The 11224-nt window shown below is 72.6% G+C and carries 10 protein-coding genes; 5 read left to right on the forward strand and 5 right to left on the reverse strand.

Translation table 11 applies throughout. From position 1 onward, the window contains the following. Positions 1–41: 41 nt before the first annotated feature. Positions 42–899 carry a UbiA family prenyltransferase gene (locus E4P39_RS14680; protein WP_135137320.1) on the forward strand — a complete coding sequence of 286 codons (858 nt, stop codon included), beginning with the start codon at positions 42–44 and terminating at the stop codon, positions 897–899. 39 nt (positions 900–938) lie between these two features. Here E4P39_RS14680 and E4P39_RS22395 read toward each other — a convergent pair whose 3' ends face one another. Both E4P39_RS22395 and E4P39_RS14690 read right to left on the reverse strand, forming a co-directional pair. Beyond that, positions 939–1901, reverse strand: a complete 963-nt coding sequence (locus E4P39_RS22395) for a hypothetical protein (RefSeq protein ID WP_167761879.1) — start codon at positions 1899–1901, stop codon at positions 939–941. Then, positions 1898–2503: an RNA polymerase sigma factor gene (locus E4P39_RS14690; RefSeq protein WP_135137321.1), complete on the reverse strand. Its 606-nt coding sequence runs from the start codon at positions 2501–2503 to the stop codon at positions 1898–1900. The genes E4P39_RS22395 and E4P39_RS14690 overlap by 4 nt, the downstream gene beginning before the upstream one ends. A gap of 206 nt (positions 2504–2709) precedes the next feature. Between E4P39_RS14690 and E4P39_RS14695 the strand changes: the two genes are divergently transcribed. The 3 genes from E4P39_RS14695 to disA all read left to right on the forward strand — a co-directional run bounded on the left by E4P39_RS14695 (position 2710) and on the right by disA (position 5962). Continuing rightward, positions 2710–3324: a copper chaperone PCu(A)C gene (locus tag E4P39_RS14695; protein WP_135137322.1), complete on the forward strand. Its 615-nt coding sequence runs from the start codon at positions 2710–2712 to the stop codon at positions 3322–3324. A 55-nt stretch (positions 3325–3379) separates the two neighbouring features. Beyond that, positions 3380–4747, forward strand: coding sequence for a DNA repair protein RadA (radA, locus tag E4P39_RS14700; protein ID WP_135137323.1), 1368 nt, complete (start codon positions 3380–3382; stop codon positions 4745–4747). Between the two features lie 129 nt (positions 4748–4876). Next, positions 4877–5962: a DNA integrity scanning diadenylate cyclase DisA gene (gene disA / locus E4P39_RS14705; protein WP_135137324.1), complete on the forward strand. Its 1086-nt coding sequence runs from the start codon at positions 4877–4879 to the stop codon at positions 5960–5962. Between the two features lie 48 nt (positions 5963–6010). Here the strand turns inward: disA and E4P39_RS14710 are convergent, their stop codons facing one another. Further along, positions 6011–6703 (reverse strand): MucR family transcriptional regulator, encoded by a 693-nt coding sequence (locus E4P39_RS14710; protein ID WP_135137325.1) that lies wholly within the window; start codon positions 6701–6703, stop codon positions 6011–6013. An 80-nt stretch (positions 6704–6783) separates the two neighbouring features. Between E4P39_RS14710 and E4P39_RS14715 the strand changes: the two genes are divergently transcribed. Further along, complete coding sequence (locus E4P39_RS14715; RefSeq protein ID WP_280790866.1) at positions 6784–7695, forward strand: A/G-specific adenine glycosylase; 912 nt, start codon at positions 6784–6786, stop codon at positions 7693–7695. Between the two features lie 131 nt (positions 7696–7826). Here E4P39_RS14715 and E4P39_RS14720 read toward each other — a convergent pair whose 3' ends face one another. After that, positions 7827–10370, reverse strand: a complete 2544-nt coding sequence (locus E4P39_RS14720; RefSeq protein WP_135137326.1) for an ATP-dependent Clp protease ATP-binding subunit — start codon at positions 10368–10370, stop codon at positions 7827–7829. Positions 10371–10811: 441 nt separating this feature from the next. Next, positions 10812–11156 carry an Lsr2 family protein gene (locus tag E4P39_RS14725; protein ID WP_135137327.1) on the reverse strand — a complete coding sequence of 115 codons (345 nt, stop codon included), beginning with the start codon at positions 11154–11156 and terminating at the stop codon, positions 10812–10814. Between the last annotated feature and the right edge of the window lie 68 nt (positions 11157–11224).

The following is an 11224-nucleotide window of genomic DNA, read 5'->3' on the forward strand; positions in this document are numbered from 1 at the left end:
TGCAGTCGCGGGAGGACGAGCGCACAGGAGGGGACGGCGTCATGGTCGAGGTGTCGCCGGTGGGTGCGCGGCGCTTCCCGTACCTCCGGGCCCTCGTCGCGGCCACCCATGCCGGCCCCACAGGCGCCGTCACCACGGTGGCCACGCTCCTGGCGATCACGGCGGGGGTCTCCCCTTCCCGCACCGCCCTGCTCACGTTGGCCGTCCTCGCGGGTCAGGCGTCCATCGGATGGAGCAACGACTGGCTCGACGCCGACCGTGACCGAGCGGTGGCGCGCACCGACAAGCCGGTCGTGCAGGGCGCCGTGGGACCCGCGCAGCTGCGCGGCGCGGCACTCGTCGCGGCAGCCACGGCCGTCGTCCTGTCGCTGCTGCTCGGGCTGGTCCCCGGACTGCTGCTGCTGGCGCTGGTCGCCAGCGGGTGGGCCTACAACGCGGGTCTCAAGCGCACACCGGCGTCCGTGCTCGGGTATGTCGTGGGCTTCGGCGCCCTGCCGGCCGGCGTGGTCGCCGCGGCGCCGGGCACCCCGCTCGCCCCGTGGTGGCTGATCACCGCGGGCGCGGCGCTCGGGGCAGCGGCCCATCTGGCGAACGTGGCACCCGACCTGGAGGACGACGCGGCGACCGGGGTGCGGGGTCTGCCGCACCGGCTGGGAGCCCAGGTGTCCGCGGTGACCGGGGCCCTGCTGCTGGGGAGCGCCTCGGTCGTCCTGGTGCTCGGCCCGGAGGGGTCACCGACGCCGGCCGGCTGGGCGGGCCTGGCGCTGGCCCTGCCCGCCGTGGGAATCGCTGCCCTCGCGGCGACCGCCCGCTTCCGCCGTGCGGCGTTCCCGGCGGTGATGCTGCTGACGGTCCTCGACGTGGTGCTGCTGCTCGCCGGCGGGGCCGCCCTCGCCTGAACCGGGGGCGGCCGGCAGGGTGCCGGCCGCCCGGTCGACTCAGTTCTTGCCGTTGCCGTTTCCGTTGCCGTTGCCGTTGCCGCGCTTGCTGCCGTTGCCGTTGTTGCCGTTGCTCTTGTCCTTGCGCGGGCCGGAGTCCTGGGTCGCCGCGACCTCGGGCTGCGGTGCCACGGCCTCGTCCACGACGGGCTCCGGCTCGGCCGGAGCGGCGGCCGGGTCGTCGATCTCCACGCCGAGGGCCGCGAGGACCTCCTTGTCGATGCCCTTGCCGTTCCTCAGCCCGCTGACCACGTCACCGAGGCCCATGCCCTTGGCCTGCAGCACGGCCTTCAACTCCTCCTTGTGCGTGCCCTCGGTGAGCCACGCGCCGAAGGAGTCGTAACCCTCCGGTCCTGCCACGGCCCATGCCGCGACGTCGAACTCGGCTTCCTCCGCGGCCCCGGTGCCCTCCGTGGTCCCGGTCTCGGCGTCCTCGGGCGCCGCGACGGGAATGGCCTCGGGGAGGGGCTCCTCCGGGACGACGTCCCCGGTCGTCTCTCCGGACGTCGGGGGCTCGATCGGGGTGATGTCGGCGACGACGGTGGCGAACGTGTCCTGGACCGGGTCCGGGAGGGCGCCGACGGCACCCACACCCGTGAAGGCGACCACGGCGACGGTCGCGCCGGTGGCGGCCTGCGCCACGGCGCCCGCGGACAGGAACTTGACGAAGAGGGCAGAGATGATCATGGCGGGACGTCTCCTTGTCCGGACGCGGGAGCTGCGCCGCGCGGGCACGCTCCCGGCCGATGTAGCCGTCCGGACGGACGGGCTCGACTGGTCGGTGAGAAGACCAGTGGCCAGCAGCTCCGCCAGGGCGGCATGGGGCCGTCCCGGCGTCGTCGCGCTCGCCCGGACCGCCCCGGTGAAGGCGGCCAGTCCGGCCGCCCTCTCGGGGACGGGCCGGCCCGCGAGGATCGCCTCGAAGGCGTCCTCGACGGCGGAGTCGTCGGCTGCTGTGGTCATCTCACCCCTGTCATCGCCGGCCGGATCCCCAGGGGTACGCGGACGCCGGAAGTTTTTTCGGACGGCTTCTCGAGCCGGTCGCGCAGGGTCCGGAGGCCACGCCGCTGGAGCGCCTTGACCGAGCCGACCGACTTCCCCATGACGCCTGCGACCTGCTCGACCGTCAGGTCGGCGAGGACGCGGAGGAGCAGGACCGAGCGCTGGTCGTCGGGCAGCCCGGCGCACATCCGGTGGACGTCCTCGGTGCCGACACGGATCAGGGCGTCGTCCTCGGCGTCGCCGCCGGGGAGCAGGGTGAGGTCGCCGGCGTCGTCGGTGACCTGGGGACGGCGACTGCGCCGTCGCCAGTCGTCGATCAGCCTGCGGTGGGCGATGGTGAACACCCAGCTGCGCAGGGCGTCCTCGTCCCCGGAGAACCCGGCCAGGCCGGTGAAGACACCGAGGAAGGTCTCGCTGGCGAGGTCGTCGGGCTCGGCCGCACCGTGCAGCCGCAGGTATCCGGTGACCACCGGCGACAGGTCGCGGTACAGCACCTCGAAGGCCCAGGCGGCACCGGCCTGCGCCGCGGTGAGGACGTCGTCGAAAGCGACACCTGTCCGCATGCACCCTCCTCCGCCCGATCGATCGCTCCTGTACTCATCGGCGGATGCGCACCGGACCGTGAACCGGAGCCCCTCCGAGGGGGGACGCGCGAGCGCTCCGGTGTTCCCTCGGGCGGATCCCCCGGGCGGCCCGATACGCTCGCCCGGAACCCCGTGTCGCCGATCCCGCGGTGACCGGTCCGTAACGTGTGTGGAGGTCGACGGCTGTGAACCGCGCGCTGCGCGCCGCCACGATGGGCGTGCTGCTCCTCTCCCCCGTCGCGCTCTCCGCGTGCAGCGCGGGGCAGGTCACCCAGACCGCCACGCAGGAGCGGGACAAGACCGGCGCGATGGGGCAGGTCGGCGACCTCACCATCCGCCAGGCCCAGTTCCTCTCGCCGACCGAGGGCTTCTACGAGCGGGGGGACGACGCCGAGCTGCAGGTGGCCGTCGTCAACACCGGCACCGAGGCCGACACCCTCGTCGACATCAGCGGTGAGGGCTTCGGCGACGTCGAGTTCGACGACGGCTCGACGGCCACCGGCGTCGGCAGCTCGACCGGGAGCAGCTCCTCCGCCGACGGCATCGAGATCCCGGGGGACTCCGCCGTCTTCATCGGCGACGAGCTCACCGTCACCCTCACCGATCTCGACGAGGCGCTCACGACGGGGCAGTACCTCGAGCTGACGCTGACCTTCGAGAACGCCGGCGAGATCACCCTCCCCGTCACCGTCGACACACCGTCGGAGAGCGTGGAGCGCGGCGAGGCCTTCGACTTCCACCACGAAGAGGGCACCGAGGAGAGCGCGGAGGGCGAGCAGCGCGAGGGCGGCGAGGGCTGACCCGGCCCTGCCCGTCCTCCCCCGACTTGTCGTACCCGGCGGTTAGCGTCGCCGCGTGCCGTCCGCTGGAGTGAAGTCCGCCCGCCCGTCCCACCGCTGCTCCGAGTGCGGCTACGCCTCGTCGAAGTGGGTCGGCCGGTGCCCCGAGTGCCAGGCCTGGGGCACGCTCGCGGAATCCGGCGCGGTGGCTGCACCCCTGCGCGCGGTGTCCGCCGGTCCGGTCACGGCCCCCGCCCGGCCCATCGCCGAGGTCGAGCTCGCCGGCGCGCGAGCGGTGCCGACCGGGATCGACGAGTTCGACCGGGTTCTCGGCGGTGGTCTGGTCCCCGGAGCGGTGCTGCTGGTGGCCGGCGAGCCCGGTGTCGGGAAGTCCACGCTCCTGCTCGAGGTCGCCCACCGGGTCGCGGCCACCAACGGTCCGGCCCTGGTCGTGTCCGGCGAGGAGTCCGCCGCTCAGGTGCGGCTGCGCGCCGAACGGATCGGGGCCCTGCACCCCGCCCTGTACCTGGCGGCGGAGACGGAGCTGTCCGCGGTCCTCGCGCACGTCGAGGCGGTCAACCCCTCGTTGTTGATCCTGGACAGCGTGCAGACCGTCCGCTCCCCCGCCGTCGACGGCACCGACGGCGGCGCCACCCAGGTGCGAGCCGTGGCGAGCGCGCTCAGCGCCGTGGCGAAGAGCCGGGGCATGACCACGATCCTGGTCGGGCACGTCACCAAGGACGGCGCGATCGCGGGGCCGCGGACGCTGGAGCACCTCGTCGACGTGGTGATCTCCTTCGACGGCGAGCGGCACTCCACCCTGCGCCTGGTGCGGGCGACCAAGAACCGCTTCGGCCCGGCCGACGAGATCGGCTGCTTCGAGATCGGTGACGCCGGCGTCGTCGGGGTGCCCGACCCCTCGCACCTGTTCGTCTCCCGTCGCACGGCCCCGGTCGCGGGCAGCTGCGTCACCGTGACCATGGAGGGCAGCCGGCCACTCCTCGCGGAGGTGCAGGCGCTGGTCGCGACCTCGGGCGGGGGTGGCTCACCGCGGCGGGCGGTGAGCGGCCTGGACGCGCAGCGGGTGGCGATGGTGAACGCCGTGGTCGAGCGCCGCGGCGGGGTCAAGCTCGGTGACGCCGACGTCTTCGCCGCCTCGGTGGGCGGGGTCCGGATCGCGGAGCCCGCCGCCGACCTGGCCCTGGCCTTGGCCATCGCGTCGGCGGCCAAGGATCGGGCGTTGCCGTCCGGCACCATCGCGCTCGGCGAGGTGGGCCTCTCCGGGGAGATCCGGCGGGTCGGCGGAACCGGGCGACGGCTGGCCGAGGCCGCACGCCAGGGATACAAGGTGGCACTCGTTCCCGAGGACGCCGGTTCGGCACCCCCGGGGATGCGCCTGGTGGAGGTCCCCGACCTGGGCTCCGCCTTCGCGCGGTTGTTCTAGCCCTCTACAGTCTCGGTACGCCGGGCACGGTGCCGCCCCGGGCCAGGGGCCCGGGGACCCGAGCCCGGTGCCCGGGGGGTTAGGCCACGTAGACTCGGCCCCCGCACCTCTCGACCGTCAGGAGCGCTCGTGCCCGCCGTTGTGGACCCCGAGGTCGCACTACGCGAACTTCTCGGCCGCATCGCCCCCGGCACCGCTCTGCGGGACGGACTGGAGCGGATCCTGGCCGGCCGCACCGGCGCGCTCATCGTGCTCGGGTACGACCGGGTGGTCGAGTCGCTGTGCACCGGCGGGTTCGCCCTCGACGTCGCCCTGTCGGCCACCCGCCTCCGGGAGCTGGCCAAGATGGACGGCGCGGTGATCGTCTCCTACGACGGCACGCGGATCGTGCGGGCCGGCGTCCACCTGATGCCCGATCCGACGATCCCCACCGAGGAGTCGGGAACCCGCCACCGCACCGCGGAGCGGGTGGCCATCCAGACCGACTTCCCCGTCCTCTCGGTCAGCCAGTCGATGCACATCATCAGCGTGTACGTGGCCGGCCGCCGGTACACCCTCGAGCACCCGACGACGATCCTGGCCCGCGCCAACCAGGCCCTCGCCGCCCTGGAGCGCTACAAGCTGCGACTGGACGAGGTGGCGAGCACCCTCTCCGCGCTGGAGATCGAGGACCTCGTCACGGTCCGCGACGCGATGAGCGTCAGCCAGCGGCTGGAGATGGTCCGCCGGATCGCCGACGAGATCGAGGGCTTCGTCGTCGAGCTGGGCACCGACGGCCGGCTGCTCGCCCTCCAGCTGGACGAGATGCTGGCCGGGGTCGAGGAGGACCGCGGCCTGCTGGTGCGCGACTACCTGCCGGGCGGCGTGCGTCGGCCACGCACCATCGAGCAGGTCCTCGTCGACCTGCGGGCTCTGACGGCCACGGAGCTGCTTGACCTGTCCGCCGTGGCCCGCTGCTACGGCCTGCCGACGTCGCCGGATGCTCTCGACTCTCCCGTCAGCCCCCGCGGCTACCGGTTGCTCAACCGCGTACCGCGACTGCCGGGCGGGATCATCGACCGGCTGGTCGACCACTTCGGCGGCCTGCAGAAGCTCCTCGCGGCCACCATCGAGGACCTGCTCACCGTCGAGGGCGTCGGCGAGGCGCGGGCCCGCGGGATCCGCGAGGGTCTCTCCCGGCTGGCCGAGACCTCGATCCTCGACCGCTACAGCTGAGCGCACCTGGGGTGAGTCATCAGCGCCTGCGGCGCTGCTGAGTCCGCGTCACCCCAGGGTGATCGCGACGTCCGCCGAGATCTTGGTGTCGAGACGGCCTCGCAGCAGGTAGGCCCCGGCGGGCGGCGCCGCACGGGCGGCGGTGCAGGTCGGTTCGCTGGTCAGCCCACCCCAGAGCACGGGGAACGCGACGGTCTCCCCCGGAGCCAGCGTGCGGCTGTCCGTGCTCGCCTCGGGAAAGCAGTCGTTGCTGCCCCAGATGCGGGCGCCTGCCGCATCGAGCAGGAGGAGTTCCTGGAGGCCCTTGTCGAGAGTCCGGACGCACGGCACGGCGGACACGTTCGCCACCAGCAGCTCGAACGTCGGCTTGCTCCCGATCGCGACCACCGGCGGTGTGCGGACCTCCAGCGTGATCATGTCGTCGCTGCAGGGATCGCCTGCTGCCGGTGCGGCCGGTGCGGCCGGTGCGGCCACGCTCTCGGCCGCGAGCACCGCCGGCGGGGTGGGCGTCGAGAGGGACTCGAAGGACGGGACCACCCGTTCCAGCGCGGGCGGGCGGGCCGGGGACGTGGCCGCCCCCGTCGCAGCCGCAGCGGCGGGGGTGGCGTCGTCGTCCCGGCTGCTCAGCAGGACGAAGCCGAGGTATCCCAGCCCACCCAGGACGGCGAGCAGCAGCGCCAGCACCGTCAGGCGTCGCCGCCAGTAGACGGCAGCGGGCAGCTTGCCGACCGGGTGCAGCACGCCGCGAACGGTAGTAGCCCGCGACGAGCCGGGTGCGTCCGGCACGCCGCTGCCGGGCGCCGGGGCACACTGGAGCCGCCGTGAACCGATCCGATGCTGTGCCCGCCGACCCCGTGCCCGGACCGAGGAGCACCGGCGACGTGATCGTGGACTGGTACGCCGGCGCCGCGCGGGACCTCCCGTGGCGCCGTCCGGGCATCGACGCGTGGGCCGTCCTGGTCAGCGAGGTCATGCTCCAGCAGACGCCGGTCGCCCGGGTGGAGCCGGTGTGGCGGGACTGGCTCACCCGCTGGCCCTCGCCGGCCGCCCTCGCCGCGGCCACGCCGGCCGAGGTCATCCGCGCCTGGGGAAAGCTCGGCTACCCACGCCGGGCGCTGCGGCTGCGGGAGGCCGCCGTCGCCGTCGTGGAGCGGCACGGCGGAGTGGTCCCGAGCGAGGTCGCCGTGCTCGAGGCGCTGCCCGCGGTGGGCACCTACACCGCGCGCGCCGTCGCGTGCTTCGGCTACGGCAGCCCGCAGGCGGTCGTGGACACCAACGTGCGGCGCGTGGTGGCCCGGCTGGTGCACGGACGGGCAGAGGCGGGGAACGCGCGTGCCACCGACCTGGCCGACATCGACGCGCTGGCGCCACCCCAGCGGGAGCGCGCCGTGCGCTTCTCGGTCGCCGTCATGGAGCTCGGAGCCCTCGTCTGCGTGGCCGGCACCCCGCGGTGCGGCGTCTGCCCCGTCCGGGAGCGCTGCGCCTGGCAGCTGGCCGGCCGGCCGCCGCACGCCGGACCGCCGCGCCGGGTGCAGAAGTTCGCCGGCACGGACCGGCAGGTGCGCGGGCGGCTGCTCGACGTGCTGCGGGCCGCGCACGCGCCGGTCGCGCCACCCGAGCTCGACGCCGCCTGGGACGACGCCGTCCAGCGGTCCCGCTGCCTGGACTCCCTGCTCACCGACGGCCTGGTCGAGCAGACCGACGACGGCAGGTTCACCCTCCCCCAGAGTTGATCATCGGGTCGTTGCCGCCGACCCGCGGGGACTCGCCGCAGCGAGCGAATACAACTCGATGATCAACTCCACCACAAACGCGGAGGCCGCTCCCACCTCGCGGTGGGAGCGGCCTCCGGTGTCGTGCGGGCTCACTCGGCCTTGGCGGCCGGGCCTTCCTCGTCGCCCGAACCCTCGGCGCCCGAGAGGGCGACCGGCGGGGTGTCGGGAACAGCGATCGGCTTGGGCTCGCCGCGGAAGGTGAACTTCTGCGCCGCACCCTCGGCCTCGTCGACGTCCACCACGATGATCTGGCCCGCGGTGATCTCGCCGTAGAGGATCTTCTCCGACAGCGCGTCCTCGATCTCGCGCTGGATGGTCCGGCGCAGCGGCCGGGCACCCAGCACCGGGTCGAAGCCCCGGTGCGCCAGCAGCTTCTTCGCCGCGGGCGTGATCTCGAGCGCCATGTCCTTGTTGGCCAGCTGGCTCTCGACCCGGGCCACCATGAGATCGACGATGTTGATGATCTCGTTCTCGGTGAGCTGGTGGAACACCACGATGTCGTCGATGCGGTTGAGGAACTCCGGCCGGAAGTGCTGCTTGAGCTCCTCGTTGACCTTGTTCTTCATCCGCTCGTAGTTGCTCGCGGTGTCGTTCCCGACCTGGAAGCCCAGACCCACGGCCTTGGAGATGTCCCGCGTACCGAGGTTGGTCGTGAGAATCAGGATCGTGTTCTTGAAGTCCACGACCCGGCCCTGACCATCGGTGAGCCGGCCGTCCTCCAGCACCTGCAGCAGCGTGTTGAACACGTCGGCGTGGGCCTTCTCGATCTCGTCGAAGAGGACCACCGAGAACGGCTTCCGCCGCACCTTCTCGGTCAGCTGACCACCCTCGTCGTACCCGACGTAACCGGGAGGGGCACCGACGAGTCGCGACACGGTGAAGCGGTCGTGGAACTCACCCATGTCGATCTGGATGAGCGCGTCGTCCTCACCGAAGAGGAACTGCGCCAGCGCCTTGGCCAGCTCGGTCTTACCGACACCGGACGGGCCGGCGAAGATGAACGAGCCGCCGGGACGGCGCGGGTCCTTGAGGCCCGCACGCGTCCGCCGAATGGCCTGGCTGACGCTCTTGATGGCCTCTTCCTGGCCGATGATCCGCTTGTGGAGCTCGTCCTCCATGCGGAGCAGCCGCGAGGTCTCCTCCTCGGTCAGCTTGAAGACCGGGATACCGGTCCAGTTGGCCAGCACCTCCGCGATCTGCTCGTCGTCGACCTCGGCGACGACGTCCATGTCGCCGGCCTTCCACTGCTTCTCGCGCTCGGCCTTCTCGCCCAGGAGGGTCTTCTCCTTGTCGCGCAGCGACGCGGCCTTCTCGAAGTCCTGCGCGTCGATCGCCGACTCCTTCTCGCGGCGGATGCCGGCGATCCGCTCGTCGAACTCGCGCAGGTCCGGCGGGGCGGTCATCCGCTTGATGCGCATGCGGGCGCCGGCCTCGTCGATCAGGTCGATCGCCTTGTCGGGCAGGAACCGGTCGGAGATGTACCGGTCGGCCAGCGTCGCGGCCGCCACCAGGGCGGCGTCGGTGATGCTGATCCGGTGGTGCGCCTCGTAGCGGTCACGCAGGCCCTTGAGGATCTCGATGGTGTGCTGCAGCGTCGGCTCGCCCACCTGGATGGGCTGGAAGCGGCGCTCGAGCGCGGCGTCCTTCTCCAGGTGCTTGCGGTACTCGTCGAGCGTCGTGGCGCCGATGGTCTGCAGCTCACCGCGGGCCAGCATCGGCTTGAGGATGCTGGCGGCGTCGATCGCGCCCTCGGCGGCACCCGCACCGACGAGCGTGTGGATCTCGTCGATGAACAGGATGATGTCGCCGCGGGTGCGGATCTCCTTGAGAACCTTCTTGAGGCGCTCCTCGAAGTCACCGCGGTAGCGGGAACCGGCGACGAGCGCGCCCAGGTCGAGGGTGTAGAGCTGCTTGTCCTTCAGCGTCTCGGGCACCTCGCCCTTGACGATGGCCTGGGCCAGGCCCTCGACGACGGCGGTCTTGCCGACGCCGGGCTCGCCGATCAGGACCGGGTTGTTCTTGGTCCGCCGCGACAGGACCTGCATGACGCGCTCGATCTCCTTGGCCCGCCCGATGACCGGGTCGAGCTTGGAGTCGCGCGCGGCCTGGGTCAGGTTGCGGCCGAACTGGTCGAGGACCAGCGAGGTGGACGGCGTGCCCTCGGCGGGGCCGCCGGCCGCGGCCGGCTCCTTGCCCTGGTAGCCCGACAGCAGCTGGATGACCTGCTGACGGACGCGGTTGAGGTCGGCGCCGAGCTTCACGAGCACCTGGGCGGCGACGCCCTCGCCCTCGCGGATCAGGCCGAGCAGGATGTGCTCGGTGCCGATGTAGTTGTGGCCGAGCTGCAGCGCCTCGCGCAGCGACAGCTCCAGCACCTTCTTGGCGCGCGGGGTGAAGGGAATGTGGCCGGAGGGCGCCTGCTGGCCCTGACCGATGATCTCCTCCACCTGCTGGCGCACGCCCTCCAGCGAGATGCCGAGGGACTCGAGCGCCTTGGCCGCGACTCCCTCACCCTCGTGGATCAGGCCCAGGAGGATGTGCTCGGTGCCGATGTAGTTGTGGTTGAGCATCCGGGCCTCTTCCTGGGCCAGGACAACAACGCGGCGGGCTCGGTCGGTGAACCGTTCGAACATCTGCTGCTTCTCCTTCGACCGGCTGGTCCGGCACTGCCCTTCCCGGCGGGGGAAGGGGCACCCGACATCCGTCGGCGCTGGGGGCACCGGTCATTCCACTGTAGTCGCGGACCACGACGTCCCGTCGCCGTCCGGCGGGGGCTGTGCGCGGCTGTCCTGTCCAACCTCGGCAGTGCCGACCGGAATTCCGGTGCGGTTACGCCGTCAGCGGACGGGACGCCGCCGGGCGGGGCCGGCGTCGGCACCCCGCCCATCGGCCCAGGTGGTGCCGGGGAGGACTGATTTCCTCACCCACGGCCCTCCCGTCGTCCGCGCGGCCCGTCAGCCCGGAACGACGACGGCCCGGCTCCCCGTGACGGGGAACCGGGCCGGACGGCGCGCGAAACGCGCGGACGTCACACGGACATCAGCAGTACGGCTGCGTCGCGCGACGTCGTGGAGTCAGTGCGCGGCCTCGTAGGCCTCGACGACGCTGGCCGGGATGCGACCCCGGTCGCTGACCGCGTGGCCGTTCTTGCGGGCCCAGTCGCGGATGGCGCCGGCCTGCTCGCGGTCCATGCGCCCGCCGGTGGCCCGCGAACGGCCGCCGCCCGAGGCGCGATTTCCGCGGCCGACCTTGCGGGCCGCGGAGACGTAGCGCGAGAACACCTCACGCAGTTCCTTGGCGTTCTTCTCCGCCAGGTCGATCTCGTACGAGGTGCCGTCGAGAGAGAAGCTCACGGTCTCGTCGGCCGACAGGTTCTCGTCGAGGTCATCGCTCAGGATGACCTGAACCTTGCGCGCCATTTATGGTTCCTCACTTCGCAGCGGCCCGGGAGCCGAACTGAATAGACGCCCGGTGGGGACGACGGAGC

The sequence above is a fragment of the Blastococcus sp. CT_GayMR19 genome (assembly GCF_004570385.1).
Classification (GTDB): domain Bacteria; phylum Actinomycetota; class Actinomycetes; order Mycobacteriales; family Geodermatophilaceae; genus Blastococcus_B.

Coding starts and splice junctions, on each gene's coding strand:
- E4P39_RS14725 (WP_135137327.1), bottom strand. CDS start 11,156: ATGGCGCGCAAGGTTCAGGTCATCCTGAGCGATGACCTCGACGAGAAC.
- E4P39_RS14720 (WP_135137326.1), bottom strand. CDS start 10,370: ATGTTCGAACGGTTCACCGACCGAGCCCGCCGCGTTGTTGTCCTGGCC.
- E4P39_RS22395 (WP_167761879.1), bottom strand. CDS start 1,901: ATGACCACAGCAGCCGACGACTCCGCCGTCGAGGACGCCTTCGAGGCG.
- E4P39_RS14690 (WP_135137321.1), bottom strand. CDS start 2,503: ATGCGGACAGGTGTCGCTTTCGACGACGTCCTCACCGCGGCGCAGGCC.
- E4P39_RS14680 (WP_135137320.1), top strand. CDS start 42: ATGGTCGAGGTGTCGCCGGTGGGTGCGCGGCGCTTCCCGTACCTCCGG.